Raw genomic sequence first — 18,266 nt, forward strand, 5'->3', positions numbered from 1 at the left:
CTCACTTCGCGCAGCGAAGTTAAGCGCAGCGGCCGTAACCATTACATCACCGGCCGCTTCGGCTGATTTTTTCTTTCCCTCGCCCCCTTGGGGGAGAGGGCAGGGGTGAGGGGGTAGAGCAGGCACGGCGCCTGCCACCGAATCGCCCTCACCCCCACCCTCTCCCGCCAGCGGGAGAGGGAGAAAAACTAGAGACACCATGACAGACAAACACCTCTCCACCCAATTCGACAGCGAACTCAACCAGGTCTCCGCCCGCGTGATGGAGCTCGGCGGCCTGGTCGAGTCGCAGATTCGCCAGGCCATCGCCGCCCTGTCGCAGTTCAGCCTGGAGGCGGCCGAGCGCGTCGAGTTCATCGAGAACCGCGTGAACCAGATGGAGGTCGAGATCGACCACGAGCTCATCACCATCATCGCCCGGCGCCAGCCCACCGCCCGCGACCTGCGCCTGTTGATGGCCTTCTCCAAGGCGACGGCGAATCTGGAGCGCATGGGCGACGAGGCCACGCGCATGGCGCGCATGGTGCGCTCCATCATCGAGCACGGCGCGGCGCGCTCGCTGCCCAGCAGCGACCTGCGCATGGCCGCCGACCTGGCCTCGGGCCTGCTGCGCAAGGCGCTGGACGCGTTTGCGCGCCTGGACACCCGCGCGGCGCTGGCCATCCTCAAGGAAGACGACCTGATCGACCGCGAGTTCGACGGCTTCGTGCGCAAGCTCATCACCTACATGATGGAAGATGCGCGCACCATCTCGGCCAGCCTGGACCTGCTGTTCCTGGCCAAGGCCATCGAGCGCATCGGCGACCATTCCAAGAACATTGCCGAACTCATCATCTACCTGGTCGAAGGCAAGGACGTGCGCCACCAGGCGTTGGAACACATCGAGTCGGCACTTCAATGAAAACCTCCCCCCGTGTTCTGATCGTCGAAGACGAACCGGCGATCGCCGAACTGCTGTCCGTGAACCTGCGCCACAACGGCTTTACGCCCATCTGGGCCGAGGACGGCGCGGCCGCGCAGCGCGAAATCGAAGCGCAGCTGCCCGACCTGATCCTGCTCGACTGGATGCTGCCGGGCCAGAGCGGCCTGCAGCTGGCGCGCAAGTGGCGCCTGGATGCGCGCAGCAAGGCCATCCCCATCCTGATGCTGACCGCGCGCGGCGACGAGCCCGACAAGGTCGCGGGCCTGGACGCCGGCGCCGATGACTACATCACCAAGCCCTTTTCCACCCAGGAGCTGCTGGCGCGCATCCGCGCCGTGCTGCGCCGGCGCTCGCCCGAGCATGGCGGCGAAAGTGTCAGCGTCGGCAGCCTGCATCTCGACCCGGCCACGCACCGCGTCAGCTACGCCGGCCAGCCGCTCAAGCTCGGCCCCACCGAGTTCAAGCTGCTGCACCACCTGATGCGCCACGCCGAGCGTGTACACAGCCGCGCGCAGCTGCTGGACAAGGTCTGGGGCGACCATGTCTACATCGAGGAGCGCACCGTGGACGTGCATGTCAAGCGCCTGCGCGAGGCGCTGGGCGAGGCCGCGGTGATGGTGGAGACGGTGCGCGGCGCGGGCTACCGCGTCACGGCCCAGGGACAGGCTTAAAAATGATAGCTGCCTGCGCACTACCCTATTGCCATAGAGGCATTTTTTGATCATGTTCTGGCGCATAGCGATGCTGCTCATCGCCCAGCTGCTGGGCGCGGCCCTGGGGCTGTGGCTGGCCGGCGCCTGGGGGCTGGCGGCGGGCGTGGCGCTGGCCTCCTGGCTGTGCTGGGGCTGGGTGGCCTGGCGCGGCCTGCGGGTGCTGGCCTGGCTGCGCCAGGACGCAGCGGCGGGCCAGGCCCCGGCCTTGCGCGGCCCGCAGGGCCTGTGGGGCGAGGCGGTGGATCGCATGCGCCGCCAGCTGCGCCAGCGTGAGCAGCAGGCAGCCGCCAGCGAGGCGCGCCTGCAGGCCTTTCTGGCGGCGCTGCAGGCCTCGCCCAACGGCGTCATCCTGCTGGACGCCGAGGGCCATATCGAATGGTGCAACCAGACCGCGGCCGGGCATTTCGGCCTGGAGCTGCCGCGCGACCTGATGCAGTCCATCGGCAACCTGCTGCGCGAGCCCGATTTCAGCGCCTACCTGGCGGCGGGCGACTATGCCCAGGACCTGCTGCTGCCCGGGCGCGAGCGCAGCCCCCTGCAGCTGGTGCAGCTGTCGGTGCGCCTGCACCCCTATGGCGAGGGGCGGCGGCTGATGCTCTCGCGCGACGTGACGCAGCTGGAGCAGGCCGAGGCCATGCGGCGCGACTTTGTCGCCAACGTCTCGCACGAGATCCGCACGCCGCTCACCGTGCTGGCGGGCTTTGTCGAAACCCTGCAGACCCTGCCGCTCGCCGACGACGAGCGCAGCCGCTACCTGGGCCTGATGGCGCAGCAGGCCCGCCGCATGCAACTGCTGGTACAAGACCTGCTGACGCTCTCGCGCCTGGAGGGCAGCGCCCCGCCCGGCACGGGCCAATGGACCAGCGTGGGCGCGCTGCTGCAGCGCTGCGAGCAGGAGGCGCGCGCGCTGTCCGCGCAAATCACGCCCCCGGCCGCGGCGCCCCAGCGCCTGGTGTTTCCGCCGCCAGCGCAGCTGCAGGCCTGCGGCGAGATCGCCGGCAACCCCGAGGAGCTGCACAGCGCCCTGTCCAACCTCATCGCCAACGCCGTGCGCTACACGCCCGCCGGCGGCCTGATCACCGTGGACTGGCAATGCCAGGACGACGGTGGTGCGCGCTTTTGCGTGCGCGACAGCGGCCCCGGCATCGCGCCAGAGCATCTGCCGCGCCTTGCCGAGCGCTTCTACCGCATAGACCGCAGCCGCTCGCGCGACTCGGGCGGCACCGGCCTGGGCCTGGCGATTGCCAAGCACAGCCTGCAGCGCCATGGGGCGCAGCTGCACATCGCCAGCGTGCTGGGCCAGGGCTCGGCGTTCAGTGCCCATTTCCCGGCCCAGCGGGTGCGCGCGGCCGGGGTGAGCGCCCAGCCCCAGCCGCATCCCACTACAGTGCAGGGCCAGGAGAACCACCGATGCCCAGCCTCACCCCAGCCGCTAACGAAGCCCTGACCCCGGTCGCCAGCCAGGCGCGCGTGTTTCACTGGCACGACCACGCCTCGCTCTGGTTCAGTCTGGGCGTGGGCCTGCTGGTGATGCAGGTGGGCGCCTACCTGGTGCCAGCCTTGGGCACGCAGCAGGCGCTGCTGGCCATCGTCGCCGGCTCCGTCATCGGCGCGGGGCTGCTGGGCTGGGTGGCAAAAATCGGCTGCGACAGCGGCCTGGCCAGCGCGGGGCTGATGCATGCCGTCTATGGCCGCCGGTTTGCCAGCCTGCCCATCCTGCTGAACATCGTGCAGCTGGTGGGCTGGGGCACGTTCGAGCTGGTGGTGATGCGCGACGCCACCGTGGCCATAGGCCGGCAGTCGGGCCTGTTTGCCGCCGCCTGGTGGCCCGTGGCGGCCACGCTGCTGTGGGGCGGCGTGGTGGCGCTCTTGATCAGCGGCTCCATGGTGCGGCTGGTGCGCCGCGTGATTGCGCGCGTGGCGCTGCCGCTGGTGGTGCTGTCGCTGCTGTGGCTGTCCTGGCAGTTCCTGTCCATGGCCCGGGCCCAGGGGCTGGAAGACATCTGGCAGCGCCGCGGCGCGGGCGGCATGGGGGTGATGCCGGCGCTGGATCTGGTGATCGCCATGCCCGTCTCCTGGCTGCCGCTGGTGGCCGACTACGCGCGCCATGGCGTCAGCGGCGCCGGCGCCCTGCGCGGCAGCTGGCTGGGCTATGCGCTGGCCAACATCTGGTGCTATTGCCTGGGCGTGCTGGTGGCGCTGACCCTGCCCAGCCAGGATCTGGTGACAGGCCTGCTGCTGGCCCAGGGCGGGCTGCTGGCGCTGTCGCTGATCCTCATCGACGAGGTGGACAACGCCTATGGCGACGCGTATTCGGGCGCCGTCTCGGCGCACAGCCTGCGGCCGGGCTGGAGCGTGCGCCGCTGGGGCCTGGTGCTGGCCGCGCTGTGCACGGGCCTGGCCCTGGTGCTGCCCATGCACAGCCTGGAGCCGTTTTTGCTGCTGCTCAGCTCGGTGTTCGTGCCGCTGTTCGGCGTGATCCTGGGACGCCTGGCGTTCGGCGTGGCCGCGCCGCAGCGGCTGGATGCGCGCGCCGTGCACGGCCTGCCCGTGGCGCTGTGGCTGGGCGGCATTGCCTGCTATCACCTGCTGCCGCGCGTGCTGCCCGGGCTGGGCGCGGCCCTGCCCACGCTGGCGCTGTGCCTGGTGCTGGCCTGGCTGACGCGCCCGCGCGGGGCGTGCTCGACAAGACGAAGCACACATTGAAACCCTTCGATGCGATCCTGCACCGTGGTACCAACCATGCCTGGATCAACCGCGGTACGCAGAAGGCAATGTTGATAGTGGTGCTCGTCGATTCGAGCGCCGGCTCATCGAACCGTTGAATTGGGAAGGCAAGGTCGTCAGGTTCGATATTCGCTCGGCGTCTTGCCCGTCCAGCGCTTGAAGGCTCGGCGGAAGTTCGCAGCATCGCTGAACCCAACGAGTGCAGCGATGTCCTCCGTCGTCATCTTCGTGGTCTTGAGGTACTCAGCGGCCAACGACGCTCGCACGTCGTCGATGATCTGACCAAATGAGGTGCCCTCAGATTCGAGCTTGCGGCGCATGGTGCGCTCGTTCATGTGCACCATGGCCGCCACATCTTCCATGCGCGGCAGTTGCTCTGGACTCGCCATCAGGATCTGGTAGACCTGACCCGAGATGCCGACGGTGGTCTTGGCCTGGCCGATTAACCGCTCACAGGTCGCCTGCATGAGGGCCGAAGTGAGCTTGTGTGCCAGCTGAGTCGGTTGGTCAAGGATGGCAGCGTCGTAATGCAGCTCGCAGGTTTCGCTGCCGAAGTACGCCGGGCAACCAAGGTACTCCGCGTACAGGTGCTCGTGCGCAGGCGCAGGGTACGACAGCAGCGCGCGCAGCGGCCGGCATTCCGGGCCTGCCACGTCGTTCAAATGGATGGCGTGTTGCACCAGTTGCTGCTCGATCAGGAACTGAAACAAGTCGACGCTGAGTTCTGGTGCCACCAACCGTGGGAAGCTCCAGATGGCGGCGCCATCTTGCTCACGCCATTCGATGACCACTGTGGGCGTCGCAAGCTTGTGGTACTTGACGCCCTCGTTGAAAAAGTCGCGCAGCGTCAAGCTGCACATCAACGCGTACCCATACATGCCATAAGCCGACAGGTGCATTCTCCGTCCAACCAGGAAAGGCGCGGCCGGCGTCTTGGACGTGCGCACGGCGTTCCGGCAAGCCGTGAAGTATTGACCGACCGACGTCTTGGTTTCCGGGTTCTCTACGTCGCACAGCGCCAAGCCTGTCCCCTGCAAGCTCATCTGTGAGGGTACGCCAAGTTCGGTCAGCGTCTCGACCAACGCTGCGAGCTTGTACGGCGCGTAGATTTTCTCGTTGATCCAGGGTTTTGCAGACATCGATAAGGAGCCAGCGGTGGAGTTGCCAGGACAGGGGCAAAAGCGCCCGGTGCGCAGTATCACCGTCCTCGCAGGCGCGTACCCCTGGGTTTTTACTGACCCATAGATGTCCGGTATGCACCCGCCATAGACCGGGAGCGACCTGTTTTACAAGCGATGCGACTTCTACGATTCGTGCCAGTTTGCAGCGATTGATCCGGCCACGTCGCATGACGTCCGGCCTCATGTATCGAGGCAGATGGAACCGCCAAACGAACCTCTGGAGACCGCGACCATCATGGCCAAGCCACAAGACAAAGTCATCATCAGTTGTGCCGTGACCGGCGCGATGCACACGCCGACCATGTCGCCGTACCTGCCCATCACACCGGATCAGATCGCTGAGCAGTCGATCGAGGCGGCCGAAGCGGGCGCCGCGATCCTGCATCTCCATGCACGCAACCCGGTGGACGGCAGCCCCACGCCGGATCCGAAGATCTTCGACCAATTCGTGCCGCGCATCAAAGCGGCGACGGACGCTGTCATCAACATCACCAGCGGCGGCAGCACGCGCATGACGCTGGAGGAACGCTTGGCCTACCCGCTAATGGCCAAGCCCGAGATGTGCTCGCTGAACATGGGCTCGATGAATTTCTCCATCCATCAGGCCGCTCACAAGATCACGGATTGGAAGCACCCCTGGGAGAAACCGTATGTAGAGGGCATGGAAGACTTGATCTTTCGCAACACTTTCAAGGACATCAAGCACATCTTGCAGACCCTGGGCGATGGCTGCGGCACGCGCTTCGAGTTTGAGTGCTACGACATCGGCCACCTCTACAACCTAGCTTACTTCATCGACGAAGGATTGGTCAAAGGCCCACTGTTCATCCAGTCGATCTACGGCATCCTCGGCGGCGTCGGCCCCGATCCAGAGAACCTGGTAATGATGCGCACCACGGCCGATCGGCTGTTCGGCCGCGAGAACTACCGTTTCTCCGTCCTCGGCGCGGGCCGGCACCAGATGTCGCTGCTGACCATGGGCGCCGTCATGGGTGGCAACGTGCGCGTGGGTCTGGAGGACAGCCTGTACCTCGCCAAAGGCCAACTGGCGCACACATGTGCGGATCAGGTGCGCAAGATCCGGCGCATTCTCGAAGAGCTGTCGTTGGAGATCGCCACGCCTGACGAAGCCCGCGCGATGCTGGGCCTTAAGGGCAAAGACAGCGTCGGCTTCTGAGCGAGGGCCGACATGCACAAAGCAATCTCCGTCACCGTGATTGGCGCTGGCCTGATGGGACACGGCATCGGCCAGGTGTTTGCGCGAGCCGGCCACGAGGTCGTGATCACCGATCCCAACGCAACGGTGCTCAACATGGCTCTGGAACGCGTGGAAGCCAACCTAGTGTAGTGTTCGATTCTTGATTGAACTTAAAAAGTCGGCTGGTATCCCATGCTCAACTGGAGCTTGAAAGGGAGCCAATCCATGCGAGTTGCGCCAAAGATCGAATTGACGGATGAAGAGCGTGCGGCGTTGACGAAGCTTTGGCGCTCGGGCCTGACGAGCGTACGTCTGGCGCAGCGCGCACGCATCATCTTGCTGGCAGACCAGGGCCTGAACAACAAGGATATTGCCGCGCAACTGGGCATCGGTCGCATGCAGCCGGCGCGCTGGCGCGAGCGCTACCTGCAAGGCGGCATCAAGGCTATCGAGCGCGACTTGCCACGCGGCGCGCCGCCGGTAAAGGTGGACGTGGCCCAGCTGGTGCAGTTGACAACCCAGAGCAGCCCCGAAGCGATCACGCACTGGAGCACACGCAAGATGGGCACGCTGCTGGGCGTCAGCGCCAGCACCGTGATGCGCCATTGGCATGCGCACGGGCTCAAGCCGCATCTGGTGCACAGCTTCAAGGTCTCGCGTGACCCCCAGTTTGCCCAGAAGCTCGAAGACATCGTGGGCTTGTACATGTCCCCGCCTGAGCATGCCCTGGTGCTGTGCTGCGACGAGAAGAGCCAGGTGCAGGCGCTCGATCGCACGCAGCCGGGACTGCCCCTGAAGAAGGGGCGTGCGCAGACGATGACGCACGACTACAAGCGCCACGGCACGACCACATTGTTTGCGGCGCTCAACGTGCTCGATGGCCAAGTCATCAGCCAATGCCAGCAGCGCCACACCCATGTGCAGTGGTTGAAGTTCCTCAAGCAGATCGACCGCGAGACACCCAAGGACAAAACGCTGCACCTGATCGCCGACAACTACGCCACGCACAAGCACCCGGTGGTGCAGGACTGGCTGGCCAAGCACCCGCGCTTTCACATGCACTTCACGCCGACCTCGGCGTCGTGGCTGAACATGGTCGAGCGTTTCTTTCGTGACCTGACCACAGAACGGCTGCGCCGCGGCGTATTCACCAGCGTGCCGCAGCTGGTGGCCGCCATTGATGAATACGTGGCACATCACAATACCAACCCCAAACCGTTCATCTGGACCAAGAGCGCCCGCGACATCCTGCAGAAGGTCATTCGGGCCAATAGCCGATTAAGCTCCAAACAGAATGGAACACTACACTAGTCTCCGAGGGGGTCGATGTGAATCGCGTGTTGTGCAACATGCGCGTCGACGGCACGCTGCAGAGCGCGGTCGCTCAGGCCGACCTGGTGATCGAAGCTGCGCCCGAGAAGCTCGAACTCAAGCAGAAGCTGTTCGCAGACGTCGCCGCTGCTGCACCCAGGCATGCGGTGCTGGCCAGCAACACCTCGGTCATTCCAATCACGCGCATCGGCGAGGCGCTGGAGCCCCAGGCCCGCGCGCGGCTGGTCGGTACGCACTGGTGGAACCCGCCGCACTTGGTGCCACTGGTTGAAGTAGTGCGCACCGCTTACACCAGCGAAGAAGTGTTCGAACAGACGTTCGCCTGGCTGGCTGCCGCTGGCAAGTGCCCGGTACGCGTGCAGCACGACGTGACGGGTTTCATCGGCAACCGGTTGCAGCACGCACTGTGGCGCGAGGCCATCGCTTTGGTCGAAGACGGCGTGTGCGATGCCGAGGCCATCGATCTGGTGGTCAAGAACAGCTTTGGCATGCGAATGCCGGTATTAGGGCCCATGGAAAACGCCGACCTGGTCGGTCTAGAACTGACGCGCGATGTGCACCGCGTGATGTTTCCGGATCTTAAGTGCGACAAAACCCCCTCGGCATTGCTCGGTCGCTTGATCGAGAAAGGAAGCACCGGCATGAAGGCCGGCCAAGGGCTGCGCGCCTGGACGCCCGAGCAGGCCCAAGAGGTGCACGCTCGACTGGCTGCGCACCTCATCCGCATGACCCGCGATTGATCTCTCGGTGCTTAGTTGCGCCAGAACGAACGAATAAACGTGGAGACACCCATGCTGCAAGGTAAATCTACCCTGGTCACCGGCTCGACCAGCGCCATCGGCGCCGGCACTGCAAATGCTCCCGCTGGCCATGGCGGCGCGCAACAGTGGCGATCTCGTGATCGTGCAAGCAGAGCGCATTGCGACGCAAGGAGCGCTAAACCCGCGCAAGGTCAAGATCTCCGGCGTCCTGGTCGACTGCGTCGTCGTGGATCAGACGGAACACCACGAGCAAACGTTCGGCACGTTCTACAGCGCGGCCTGAGGCGCGAAACAGGAGACAACTATCGATCCCATGCATGCCCGAATCAATCAATGGCGTTGACCTCGGGGTCAGCGTCGTCCTGCATCCACCGCTCTGCCAATTTTCACCTTTAGAGAGACATCCCAAAATGACTTCAGCAACCCGACGTGACATCTTGAAAGCTGCTGCGGCAGGCACTTTCCTGTCGACACTCGCATCGCCGTACGCCATGGCACTGGCCTCAGCCTGGCCAACGCGAGCGGTCAACCTGGTCGTGGGGTACCCCCCGGGCGGCCTGACCGATGCCGGCGCGCGCTTCATCAGCAACGGAATGACGAAATCGCTGGGACAGCCGGTGATCGTTGACAACAAGCCCGGAGCATCCGGTAACGTGGCTGCCAATGAAGTCCTGCGCACGCCAGGTGGGCTCAAGCTGTTGGTTGCCAATCCAAGTCTAACCATCAATCCCCACACCTTTTCTGCCCCGTCGCCAGATCCCACTGCGTTCACACCGATCGGACTGATACTGGAGTCGCAGTACATACTTTGCGTCCATCCATCCGCGCCTACCAAGAACTTGGCGGAGTTCGTTGCTTGGGCAAAAGCAGAGAGCAACAAGGGATTCAGCTACGCGACGGCCGGCGCCGGCGGCAACACCCATCTGATGATGGAGTACTTCCGAGAGCGGATGGGTTTGCCCAAACTCAGCCCGGTGCCGTACAAGGGCAGTGCCCCTGCGATTCAAGACGTTGTGGGGGGGCAAGTGCCATGCTTGCTTGATGCAGCGTCGCTCCTGATCCCGTTTATTGCAACAGGGAAGCTGCGTCCCATCCTTGTGACAGGCAGCACACGCCATCCTGCACTGCCTGATGTGCCGACGGCGACCGAATTGGGCATCAAGGATTTCAACATGACGGCCTTTATCGGCCTGTGGGGCCCACCGAACCTTCCCGCTGACATCGTGCAGAAGGTCAATACCGCGATGAACTTTGCGTTGGCCGATCCGGCGATCAGAGACACGATCACCAAAAACGGGGATTCTGTGGGAGGAGGCACACCTGAACGGCTCGACACAATCACCAAAGCGAACTACAAGCTTTGGGGAGAAGTCGCGAAGCGAAACAACATTCGTTCGGAGTAGGCCGCGTAGGCGGCCAGAACTGTAACTTCAGCCCACCACAGCCGCTTGAAGGCCTGGATGCGTCCGTTCAAAGGGGTGGCGGCCAAATACTTGGATTCCTCCCTGGGCTGGTTCAGAACAATCCACCGTGCTCTCCACATCGTGACCAAGCCTGCTGCCCTGCGGGTTATGGACATTGGGAGCCAATCAATAGATATCGCTACTTGAGCCACTATTTTTATAGCTGCTTGCGCTTGCCAGACAATCGCTGCAGCCTTAAAAATACCTGATTAGGTACATACCCCACACACACGCAACGAGCGCAGAGGCTGGGGTTTTGTAACCGTGACGGCCCGCAGGAGCCTGGGAATCATGGCGGGCATGTCAAAGCGCCGATTGAAGCGGTACGCGAACTCGGCCAGGTAGCGAGCGGCGTACCTGGCATGGTCAAACGAGTGCAGCGTACCCGTCAGACTGGTCTTGAGATTGCCCAGCAAGGTGTTGACCCAGCGCAGCTGCGGTGTTCTGGCGCCTTGTCTGCCCCCGCCGGTGACGTGGCGTTCATGCGTAGCTGCCGCCTGCACCACTTGTGCAAAGGCCCATGTGACATCGCTGACCACATGGCAAACAGGGGCCAGATGGCCTTGGGCCCAGGGGGCCATGTCTGCGTTGGTGAAATCCACCACCGGTGTCAGGCGCATGCACAAAGGATGCCCGTCATCGCTGGTTTGTATGGCAGCAACAAAGGCTGTTTTGTTGGCCGCCTTGCGCCCGCCGTTGATGTGCCCCTCGCGTTCGCCGCCCAAGTAAGCGTCGTCGATTTCCACACGGCCTTGCAAAGGGCGCGATTCTTCGCGCAGCAGCATGGTCTGCATCAGCTTGTGCTTGAGCAGCCAGGCAGTTCGGTAGGACACGCCGATCTGGCGGCTCAGCGCCAGGGCACTGAGGGTGTTTTTGTTCTGCGTCAGCAGGTACATGGCCTGGAACCACTTGGTCAGTGGCACTTTGGTGTGCTCCATGACGGTGCCCGCAATGCTGGAGCTTTGGTAGCCGCAGACAAAGCATTCCCACAGCAGGCGCCCATGGCCGTTGCGTGTATGGAAAAACCGTTTGCAGCCGCCGTGCGCGCAGCGCCAGCCCCGCGGCCAGCGTGCTGCCACCACAGCAGCTTCGCATTGGGCCTCACTGCCGTAGCAGTCATGAAACTGCGCCCACGACAGACCATGCTGGAATTGGATGACGTTCTGGGACATCACACACCTCCTGCTGCCTCGCAATCGAGCAAAACGCTCTTGCTGGTTTGATGCCCAGAGCGAGCAGTGGTTCGTCTGAAATATGTGCCTAATCAGGTAAAAATACCTACAAAATGACCTGCTCCACCGGCGCATAGCCATGGTTCAGCGGCCCATGGCCCCGGCCCGTGTGCACCGCGGCGCCTGCGGCGATGGCGCCCAGGATGTAGCCGCGCGCCGCCTGCACGGCGGCCACCAGATCCAGGCCCAGCGCCAGCTGCGCCGCGATCGCCGACGACAGCGTGCAGCCCGTGCCGTGGCCGTTATGCGTCGCAATGCGCGCCGAAGCCAGGCGATGGTGCTCGCCCCCGGGCAGGGCCAGCAGGTCCACCACGCGCTCGCCCCGCAGGTGACCGCCCTTGAGCAGCACGGCGCGCGCGCCCAGGGCCAGCAGCTCATCCGCCGCCGCATCCAGCTCGTCCTCGCGCGTGATCTGGCGCCCCAGCAGCCAGCCGCCCTCGTCCAGGTTGGGTGTGACCAGCGCGGCCAGCGGAAACAGCTCGCGCACCAGCTGGCCCACGGTTTCCTCGGCAATCAGTCGGTCGCCGCTGGTGGCCACCATCACCGGGTCCAGCACCACATTGGGCAGCTGGTGGCGGCGTATGGCATCGGCCACCACCTGCACCACCTCGGGCGCGTGCAGCATGCCGATCTTCACGGCATCGACGCCTATGTCCTCGACCACGGCATCGATCTGCGCACGCAGGATGTCCGGGGGCACGCCGTGGATGGCGCGCACCCCCTGGGTGTTCTGCGCCGTGATGGCGGTGATGGCCGTCATGCCATAGCAGCCAAGCGCACTGAAGGTCTTGAGGTCGGCCTGAATGCCTGCGCCGCCACCGCTGTCGGAGCCAGCGATGGACAGCACGCGCGCATAACGCGGCGCCGGGGTGTTGGAGTGGTTCATGGCAAAAATTATGGCGGATGCAAGCTCTGTCCCAGGTCAATCCCATGGGCTTGCCTTCTGTGCTGTAATCCCGGCTCACGGACGAAACAGGGGTGTCCCGGCCCAACCAGGCTGGCGACTGAGAAACACCCTCCGCACCCGATCCAGGTCATGCTGGCGTGGGGAGTTTTCAACCACCAGGGCCACGCCGCCCTTGGCGCCTGTTTTGTCCCCCCACGGTTTTGATTGGATAGCGGACAAAACACCATGCAGCCACTGCTTTCTCCCTCTTCGTCGGTCACCATCCTGGGCGCGGGCCTGCTGGGCAGCCTGCTGGCCACCAGCCTGGCGCGCCAGGGCCACCGCGTGCAGGTTTTCGAGGCCGGCGGCCCCGACGGCGTGGGATCGGCCGCCTATGTGGCCGCGGCCATGGTGGCGCCTCTGGCCGAATCGGTGGTGGCCGAGGCCAGCATCGTGCGCATGGGCCAGCATGCACTCGCGCGCTGGCCGGAACTGATCGCGCCGCTGCCCGCGCCGGTGTACTGGCAGCAAAACGGCACGCTCATCGTCTGGCACCGCCAGGACGCGGGCGACGCGGCGCGCCTGCGCGGCCTGTTCGAGCATCGCCAGGCCGAGGTTGCCGGCCTGCCCGCCATGCAGCCCCTTGATGCCGCAGGTGTTGCCGCCGCCGACCCGGCCCTGGCCGGCCGCTTTTCCCAGGGCCTGCTGCTGCCGGGCGAGGGGCAGATCGACAACCGCCAGCTGTTTGCCGCGCTGGCCCAGGACATGCAGCAGCTGGGTGTGGCGGTGCATTACGACAGCCCACGCGAGCTGGGCGACTTCCGCCCCGGCGAGGCGGGCCAGAGCGACTGGCTTATCGACTGCCGTGGCCTGGGCGCACGCCAGCAATGGCAGGCGCTGCGCGGCGTACGCGGCGAGGTGGTGCGCATCCACGCGCCCGAGGTGACGCTGGCGCGGCCCACGCGCCTGGTCCACCCACGCTACTCGATCTATGTGGCGCCCAAGGAAAACCATGTGTTCGTCATCGGCGCCACCGAGATCGAGTCCGACGACCGCTCCGGCATGAGCGTGCGCTCGGCCCTGGAGCTGCTCTCGGCCGCCTACACCATCCACAGCGGCTTTGCCGAGGCGCGCATCCTGGAGCTGAGCACGCAGTGCCGCCCCACCCTGCCCGACAACCTGCCCGGGATCCGCATGCCGCGGCCGCGCGTCCTGCAGATCAACGGCATGTACCGCCACGGCTTCATGCAGGCGCCCGCGCTGCACGACGTGGCGCTGCAATGGCTGAACCAGGGACAATCGCCGCTGGCCGCCCAATTCGACCTGGCCCTGCAGGGGACCGCTGTTACATGAAGATTTTGCTGAACCAACAATCCACCGATCTGCCGGCGCAGGCCAGCGTACAGGACGCGCTCGCCCTGCTGGCACCGCGCCCGCCCTTTGCCGTGGCCGTGAACACGGTGTTCGTGCCCAAGGCGCAATACCCCAGCCACCTGTTGCAGGACGGTGACCGGGTAGAGGTGATTGCTCCCGTCACTGGTGGTTAAAACTGCCTCTAACGCCCATCAAACAAGCGCCAGCAGCTATCAATACAGGATTGAAAACATGACTACAGACCCCCTTGTCCTCTACGGCCAGAGCTTTGCCAGCCGCCTGCTGCTTGGCACGGCGCGCTACCCTTCGCCGGCCGTGCTGCAAGCGGCCGTGCAGCGCGCGCGGCCGGCCATGGTCACGGCATCGCTGCGCCGCCAGGGCATCAACGCCACCAACGCCGGCAACAGCTTCTGGGAGCTGCTCAAAAGCCTGGCCGTGCCGGTGTTGCCCAACACGGCTGGCTGCCACAGCGTGCAGGAGGCCGTGACCACGGCGCAGATGGCGCGCGAGGTCTTCGACACGCCCTGGATCAAGCTGGAGGTGATCGGCGACGACTACACCCTGCAGCCCGACACCCAGCAAACCGTGGAGGCTGCCGCCATCCTCATCAAGGACGGTTTTCAGGTACTGCCCTACTGCACCGAAGATCTGGTGCAATGCCAGCGCCTGATCGACGTGGGCTGCCAGGCCGTCATGCCCTGGGCCGCCCCGATCGGCACGGGCCGCGGCCCCATGAACCCCTACGCCCTGCAGCTGCTGCGCGAGCGCCTGAACGTGCCGCTGCTGGTGGACGCCGGCCTGGGCCTGCCCTCGCACGCCGCCCAGGTCATGGAATGGGGTTTTGACGGCGTGCTGCTGAACACGGCCGTGGCCCTGTCGCAAGACCCCGTGGCCATGGCCGGCGCCTTTGCCGACGCCGTGGCCGCCGGCCGCGCCGCGCGCCTGGCCGGTGCCATGGAGCAGCACAGCAGTGCCCAGCCCAGCACACCGGTGCTGGGCACGCCGTTCTGGCACCACGACAAGGCGCAGGCCTGAACATGAGCAACACCGTCCCCCTGCCGCCCGCCACCGAGATGCAGCAGGCCATCCTGCAGCACCACGGCGCGGCCTTCGCCGACTTTCCCGCACAACCCGCGCCCGCACCCGAGTCCGACGAGCCGGTCTACCGCGCCGCGCTGGCCGCCTGCAGCGCCCTGGGCTTCATCGCCCAGGATGCCAGCTGCCTGGCGCGCGCCTGGGCCGCACAGACGCGCCGCCTGGGGTTTTTCGATGCCGCACATTGGCCTGACGAACCTGCGGACTTTGGCCTGCAGCCACGCCCGCACGCCCAGCCCTTTGCCCCCTGCCCCCAGGCCCTTGGCCTGTACGCGGTGCTGCCCGATGCCGCCTGGGTCGGCCGCATGGCGCGCGCCGGCGTGCCCACGGTGCAGCTGCGCTACAAGAGCGACGACAGCGCGGCGATCGCCCGCGAGGTGCAGGCCGCCGTCCAGGCCGTGCAGGGCACCGATGCACTGCTGTTCATCAACGACCATTGGCGCGAGGCGATGGCCGCCGGCGCCTATGGCGCGCACCTGGGCCAGGAGGATCTGGACGCACTCACGCGCGAAGAATTGGATGAGCTGCGCGCCAGCGGCCTGCGCCTGGGCGTCAGCACCCACGGCTACGCCGAGATGCTGCGCGCCGACGCCGCCAGCCCCAGCTACATCGCCATGGGCGCGGTGTTCCCGACCACGCTGAAGAAAATGGCCACCGTGCCCCAGGGCGTGGCACGCCTGGCGGCCTATGCGCGCCTCATGCGCGGCTATCCGCAGGTGGCCATTGGCGGCATCGGTCTGGAACAGTTTGGCCAGGTGCGGGCCACGGCCGTAGGCTCCATCGCCGTGGTGCGGGCCCTGGTGAACGCCGAACAGCCCGAGGCTGCCGCCGGCCGGCTGATGCACGCTCTGCGGGCCGGGTTGTAACGCGCGGTCAGAAGCGCTTTTTGTCCATCTGATCCAGCTCGAAACGCAGTTCGAGCTTGTCGTCCTCCATGCCGAAACCCACGCCCTGCATTCGGGTGACGGCGGTAGTGGGGTGATCGTCGAATGCGATATCCGGCTGGCAGGTCTGCGACAAGTCCACGTCCAGCATGGGGCGTGGCGCCGGCTCGGGGGTCAGCACATCGTAGCCCGAAGGCATGAGCGACAGGTCTCCAGCGATCGAGTCCAGCGAACGCTCGGGCGGCAGGCTCACCTTGTTGGCCCTGGGCGTGGTGCGCGCACGCGGCGCCGGCGCGCCGCGCAGATGCGCGGGCGTGGTCTGCGCAATGGCCAGCAGCAGCAGCAGGTCATCGAAGGCGGTCAGGTCGAAACGCTCGTCGTCAGCCCCCTCGCCGCGGCGGAACAGCAGGCCGTCGAGCACGCCCATGACCTCGGGCGATGACCACAGTGCCTCGATTTCCGCCAGGGCCTCGGGGTAGTCCTCCAATGCCTGGCCCGCATGGTGAAACTGGCCAAAGCCCGGAACCCGCACGTTGAAGCGCTCCTGGAACTGCAGCCGCTGGCGATTGAAGCTCTCCGTGCGCCCCAGCATGTGGAACAGGCGCAGCGATTCCAGATAGGCCCAGGGCATGGCGTCGCCATGCTCCTCGATATGCGCGCGCAGCACGTCGATGGCCTGGTCGTGCTCGCCAATCGAGGTGAAAAACTCGGCCTGTTGCTGGATGTCGAATACCGCATCAGGCGGGAGAATCTGCTGCGCGCGCGCCGCCTTCGGCGTGGCGGGCGCCATGGCGGGCTGGATAGTGGGCTCGAACGCCGCAGGTGCAGTGGCCGCCGCCGACGGTCCCACCGGTATGGTGTCGGGGGCATCGACAGGCACATCGGGCTCATCTACCTCAGGCAGGGAGCTGGGTTGCCAGGTGTCGGCGGCATCGGGCTCCAGTGGCCAGTCGTCCTGGCCGCTCGGCCCTTCGGCCGCCACGGCGCCATGCTGCAGCGCCTCGCTGCGGGCCACCGAATGTTGCCAGGCCTGGGTTTCCTGGCGCCTGGCGCGCCGCAGCAGCCAGCCGATGCAACCCACGGCCAGTGCCAGCAGGCCACCCAGCCCATAGACCCAGGTGGCGGAAAAACTCTGTTCCTCCACCTGTGCCAAGCGTTGGCGCAGCTCGGCGGCGGCGGCCTTCTCGGCCTCGGCCTGCCTGACCTGGGCTGCGGCCTCGCCCTGCAGCTTGTCCAGAAGCGCCATGGACTCCCGCAGGTTCTCGGGCGAGGTATTCAGCGCCTTCCACAGGGCGGCAAATTCTGCACGCCTGGCCTCGTCGGGGGCCGAGACCAGCAACGGCTCTTCACGCGCCAGGCGCAAGGTCAGGGGTGTATCCAGCCACAGATCCAGCGGCTCGACGATCAGGCGTGCCGGGGCGGCCGGCACTGGCGCCAGCGCACGCGGCCTGGCGGGCCTGTCGGCGGTCTTGGCGCTGGATGGACGCGCCGGGCGCGCAGAGCCGCTGGCCAGCGCCCCCTCGCCCTCCAACCCGGCCAGGACGCGCTGGCGCGCGGCGGCACGCGTCGCCGCCGCATCGGCATCCGCCAGGCCCCAGCCATCGGTGCCGCGCGCCGCGGCGCCAAAACCGGCAACATCCAGCGGGCGCTGGGCAACGGCCGGGGTGCCCGATGGCGGATCGGCCAGAAACGTATAGCTGCGCGTCACGCGCCCTTCGCAACCGGCGGCAAGTGTCACCGTCAAGACGGGCTCATCTGCGGTGATGCGCGCTTGCACACGCACCATGGGCACGGTGCCACCCAGCACCGGCGTGACTTGCACGCGCGAATCTGAAACAGTGCTGGCGCCTGAAACCAGGCGCGCAGACAGACAGGACGATGCGAGATCCTTGCCCGCATCGGGCCGTACCTCAAACATCAGATCAATGGGCGAACCGAGCACCACTGCGCCGCGGCTTGGCCCCAGCGACAACGCGGCAACGCCAGAGGCCACGGTGCATAAGCAGGCGCCAACGATTACCTTACGCATATTCACAATGGTTTCTAAATGTTTTATTGATTCTGACACAAACCCATATGGTTCTTATGCCCAAAAGACAATTTGATCATGGATATGACATTTGCTTCGATGGGTATCGTGGGCACTGGGGCCATGGGGCGCGCAATCGCGTAAATGTCGACCCAATCCAGTAGCCGGGTGTATCTTTTTGACAGCAAAGCCAGCTCCAAGCTGGTGCTGGCGACCATCGTCGAGCGCACGAAGAACCTTGTACGCGCCCTGGTTGTGCGCCAGGGCCGGCTGGGGTTTGAAGCTGCACAGTCAAACCGCTATTATTAACATAGCTTATTGCGCTTTGTTTATAAGCGTTGATAGGGTTTTGATACACAAAATGCAGACTGCTTTCTGATGGTCTTGCCTGCCCACTGGTGCGCTGGCCCGGGCCCCGGGACGCCCATGTGACAGCGCGGCACTGCCGCGCCCGTGCCCGACGCGACAA

19 protein-coding genes and 1 riboswitch are annotated in these 18,266 nt (G+C 65.5%); of the genes, 15 read left to right on the plus strand and 4 right to left on the minus strand.

All coding sequences use genetic code 11. The features are described from left to right. The first annotated feature begins 199 nt into the window (after positions 1 to 199). The 4 genes from phoU to P4826_RS05075 are packed head-to-tail and all read left to right on the plus strand — an operon-like array spanning position 200 to position 4,341. Entirely contained in the window at positions 200 to 901 is a 702-nt protein-coding gene (phoU, locus tag P4826_RS05060) for a phosphate signaling complex protein PhoU (protein ID WP_317702818.1), read from the plus strand. Next, positions 898 to 1,593, plus strand: a complete 696-nt coding sequence (gene phoB, locus P4826_RS05065) for a phosphate regulon transcriptional regulator PhoB (RefSeq protein ID WP_317702819.1) — start codon at positions 898 to 900, stop codon at positions 1,591 to 1,593. The genes phoU and phoB overlap by 4 nt, the downstream gene beginning before the upstream one ends. Positions 1,594 to 1,645: 52 nt before the next feature. Continuing rightward, complete coding sequence (gene phoR / locus P4826_RS05070) at positions 1,646 to 3,082, plus strand: phosphate regulon sensor histidine kinase PhoR (RefSeq protein ID WP_317702820.1); 1,437 nt, start codon at positions 1,646 to 1,648, stop codon at positions 3,080 to 3,082. Next, complete coding sequence (locus P4826_RS05075) at positions 3,046 to 4,341, plus strand: purine-cytosine permease family protein (RefSeq protein ID WP_317702821.1); 1,296 nt, start codon at positions 3,046 to 3,048, stop codon at positions 4,339 to 4,341. The genes phoR and P4826_RS05075 overlap by 37 nt, the downstream gene beginning before the upstream one ends. A gap of 137 nt (positions 4,342 to 4,478) precedes the next feature. On the opposite strand, the gene P4826_RS05080 is transcribed toward P4826_RS05075, so the two are convergent. Next, a complete protein-coding gene (locus P4826_RS05080) occupies positions 4,479 to 5,501 on the minus strand; it encodes an AraC family transcriptional regulator (RefSeq protein ID WP_317702822.1) in 1,023 nt (340 codons plus the stop codon). 277 nt (positions 5,502 to 5,778) lie between these two features. Here P4826_RS05080 and kce point away from each other — a divergent pair, with 277 nt between their 5' ends. The 6 genes from kce to P4826_RS05110 all read left to right on the plus strand — a co-directional run bounded on the left by kce (position 5,779) and on the right by P4826_RS05110 (position 10,237). Continuing rightward, on the plus strand, positions 5,779 to 6,720 hold the full coding sequence (gene kce, locus P4826_RS05085) for a 3,5-dioxohexanoate:acetyl-CoA acetone transferase (RefSeq protein ID WP_317702823.1): 942 nt from the start codon (positions 5,779 to 5,781) through the stop codon (positions 6,718 to 6,720). 12 nt (positions 6,721 to 6,732) lie between these two features. Next, positions 6,733 to 6,891: a 3-hydroxyacyl-CoA dehydrogenase NAD-binding domain-containing protein gene (locus P4826_RS05090; RefSeq protein WP_317702824.1), complete on the plus strand. Its 159-nt coding sequence runs from the start codon at positions 6,733 to 6,735 to the stop codon at positions 6,889 to 6,891. Between the two features lie 75 nt (positions 6,892 to 6,966). Next, positions 6,967 to 8,052, plus strand: a complete 1,086-nt coding sequence (locus tag P4826_RS05095) for an IS630 family transposase (RefSeq protein ID WP_317701847.1) — start codon at positions 6,967 to 6,969, stop codon at positions 8,050 to 8,052. A gap of 38 nt (positions 8,053 to 8,090) precedes the next feature. Next, the gene (locus P4826_RS05100; protein WP_317702825.1) at positions 8,091 to 8,813 is read left to right on the plus strand and encodes a 3-hydroxyacyl-CoA dehydrogenase family protein; all 723 of its coding nucleotides are present in this window, start codon (positions 8,091 to 8,093) and stop codon (positions 8,811 to 8,813) included. Positions 8,814 to 8,928: 115 nt separating this feature from the next. Then, positions 8,929 to 9,117 carry a hypothetical protein gene (locus tag P4826_RS05105; RefSeq protein WP_317702826.1) on the plus strand — a complete coding sequence of 63 codons (189 nt, stop codon included), beginning with the start codon at positions 8,929 to 8,931 and terminating at the stop codon, positions 9,115 to 9,117. Positions 9,118 to 9,151: 34 nt separating this feature from the next. Then, positions 9,152 to 10,237: a Bug family tripartite tricarboxylate transporter substrate binding protein gene (locus P4826_RS05110; protein WP_317702827.1), complete on the plus strand. Its 1,086-nt coding sequence runs from the start codon at positions 9,152 to 9,154 to the stop codon at positions 10,235 to 10,237. Positions 10,238 to 10,506: 269 nt separating this feature from the next. Here the strand turns inward: P4826_RS05110 and P4826_RS05120 are convergent, their stop codons facing one another. Together P4826_RS05120 and thiD are read right to left on the minus strand one after the other, a co-directional pair. Beyond that, positions 10,507 to 11,469, minus strand: coding sequence for an IS1595 family transposase (locus P4826_RS05120; protein ID WP_317702828.1), 963 nt, complete (start codon positions 11,467 to 11,469; stop codon positions 10,507 to 10,509). Positions 11,470 to 11,575: 106 nt separating this feature from the next. After that, positions 11,576 to 12,415 carry a bifunctional hydroxymethylpyrimidine kinase/phosphomethylpyrimidine kinase gene (thiD, locus tag P4826_RS05125; protein ID WP_317702829.1) on the minus strand — a complete coding sequence of 280 codons (840 nt, stop codon included), beginning with the start codon at positions 12,413 to 12,415 and terminating at the stop codon, positions 11,576 to 11,578. Between the two features lie 78 nt (positions 12,416 to 12,493). Further along, positions 12,494 to 12,597, plus strand: a riboswitch (TPP riboswitch). A 64-nt stretch (positions 12,598 to 12,661) separates the two neighbouring features. Between thiD and P4826_RS05130 the strand changes: the two genes are divergently transcribed. Genes P4826_RS05130 through P4826_RS05145 form a run of 4 tightly spaced genes read left to right on the plus strand, consistent with a single transcriptional unit; the run spans position 12,662 to position 15,750 of the window. Then, positions 12,662 to 13,768, plus strand: coding sequence for an NAD(P)/FAD-dependent oxidoreductase (locus P4826_RS05130; RefSeq protein WP_317702830.1), 1,107 nt, complete (start codon positions 12,662 to 12,664; stop codon positions 13,766 to 13,768). Continuing rightward, complete coding sequence (gene thiS, locus P4826_RS05135) at positions 13,765 to 13,962, plus strand: sulfur carrier protein ThiS (protein ID WP_317702831.1); 198 nt, start codon at positions 13,765 to 13,767, stop codon at positions 13,960 to 13,962. Before P4826_RS05130 ends, thiS begins: the two co-directional genes overlap by 4 nt. A 58-nt stretch (positions 13,963 to 14,020) precedes the next feature. Next, positions 14,021 to 14,824 (plus strand): thiazole synthase, encoded by an 804-nt coding sequence (locus tag P4826_RS05140; RefSeq protein WP_317702832.1) that lies wholly within the window; start codon positions 14,021 to 14,023, stop codon positions 14,822 to 14,824. Between the two features lie 2 nt (positions 14,825 to 14,826). Then, a complete protein-coding gene (locus tag P4826_RS05145) occupies positions 14,827 to 15,750 on the plus strand; it encodes a thiamine phosphate synthase (RefSeq protein ID WP_317702833.1) in 924 nt (307 codons plus the stop codon). A 7-nt stretch (positions 15,751 to 15,757) separates the two neighbouring features. Here the strand turns inward: P4826_RS05145 and P4826_RS05150 are convergent, their stop codons facing one another. Continuing rightward, on the minus strand, positions 15,758 to 17,761 hold the full coding sequence (locus P4826_RS05150) for a type IV pilus assembly protein FimV (RefSeq protein ID WP_317702834.1): 2,004 nt from the start codon (positions 17,759 to 17,761) through the stop codon (positions 15,758 to 15,760). A 180-nt stretch (positions 17,762 to 17,941) separates the two neighbouring features. On the opposite strand from P4826_RS05150, the gene P4826_RS05155 reads away from it, so the two are divergent. After that, on the plus strand, positions 17,942 to 18,106 hold the full coding sequence (locus tag P4826_RS05155) for a hypothetical protein (RefSeq protein ID WP_317702835.1): 165 nt from the start codon (positions 17,942 to 17,944) through the stop codon (positions 18,104 to 18,106). Positions 18,107 to 18,266: the final 160 nt, after the last annotated feature.

The sequence above is a fragment of the Diaphorobacter limosus genome (assembly GCF_033100095.1).
Classification (GTDB): domain Bacteria; phylum Pseudomonadota; class Gammaproteobacteria; order Burkholderiales; family Burkholderiaceae_C; genus Alicycliphilus; species Alicycliphilus limosus.

Excerpts from the sequence above, each read along its gene's own strand:
- phoU (WP_317702818.1), top strand. The coding sequence starts at position 200 with ATGACAGACAAACACCTCTCCACCCAATTCGACAGCGAACTCAACCAG.
- phoB (WP_317702819.1), top strand. The coding sequence starts at position 898 with ATGAAAACCTCCCCCCGTGTTCTGATCGTCGAAGACGAACCGGCGATC.
- phoR (WP_317702820.1), top strand. The coding sequence starts at position 1,646 with ATGTTCTGGCGCATAGCGATGCTGCTCATCGCCCAGCTGCTGGGCGCG.
- P4826_RS05075 (WP_317702821.1), top strand. The coding sequence starts at position 3,046 with ATGCCCAGCCTCACCCCAGCCGCTAACGAAGCCCTGACCCCGGTCGCC.
- P4826_RS05080 (WP_317702822.1), bottom strand. The coding sequence starts at position 5,501 with ATGTCTGCAAAACCCTGGATCAACGAGAAAATCTACGCGCCGTACAAG.
- kce (WP_317702823.1), top strand. The coding sequence starts at position 5,779 with ATGGCCAAGCCACAAGACAAAGTCATCATCAGTTGTGCCGTGACCGGC.
- P4826_RS05090 (WP_317702824.1), top strand. The coding sequence starts at position 6,733 with ATGCACAAAGCAATCTCCGTCACCGTGATTGGCGCTGGCCTGATGGGA.
- P4826_RS05095 (WP_317701847.1), top strand. The coding sequence starts at position 6,967 with ATGCGAGTTGCGCCAAAGATCGAATTGACGGATGAAGAGCGTGCGGCG.
- P4826_RS05100 (WP_317702825.1), top strand. The coding sequence starts at position 8,091 with ATGCGCGTCGACGGCACGCTGCAGAGCGCGGTCGCTCAGGCCGACCTG.
- P4826_RS05105 (WP_317702826.1), top strand. The coding sequence starts at position 8,929 with ATGCTCCCGCTGGCCATGGCGGCGCGCAACAGTGGCGATCTCGTGATC.
- P4826_RS05110 (WP_317702827.1), top strand. The coding sequence starts at position 9,152 with ATGCCCGAATCAATCAATGGCGTTGACCTCGGGGTCAGCGTCGTCCTG.
- P4826_RS05120 (WP_317702828.1), bottom strand. The coding sequence starts at position 11,469 with ATGTCCCAGAACGTCATCCAATTCCAGCATGGTCTGTCGTGGGCGCAG.
- thiD (WP_317702829.1), bottom strand. The coding sequence starts at position 12,415 with ATGAACCACTCCAACACCCCGGCGCCGCGTTATGCGCGCGTGCTGTCC.
- P4826_RS05130 (WP_317702830.1), top strand. The coding sequence starts at position 12,662 with ATGCAGCCACTGCTTTCTCCCTCTTCGTCGGTCACCATCCTGGGCGCG.
- thiS (WP_317702831.1), top strand. The coding sequence starts at position 13,765 with ATGAAGATTTTGCTGAACCAACAATCCACCGATCTGCCGGCGCAGGCC.
- P4826_RS05140 (WP_317702832.1), top strand. The coding sequence starts at position 14,021 with ATGACTACAGACCCCCTTGTCCTCTACGGCCAGAGCTTTGCCAGCCGC.
- P4826_RS05145 (WP_317702833.1), top strand. The coding sequence starts at position 14,827 with ATGAGCAACACCGTCCCCCTGCCGCCCGCCACCGAGATGCAGCAGGCC.
- P4826_RS05155 (WP_317702835.1), top strand. The coding sequence starts at position 17,942 with ATGTCGACCCAATCCAGTAGCCGGGTGTATCTTTTTGACAGCAAAGCC.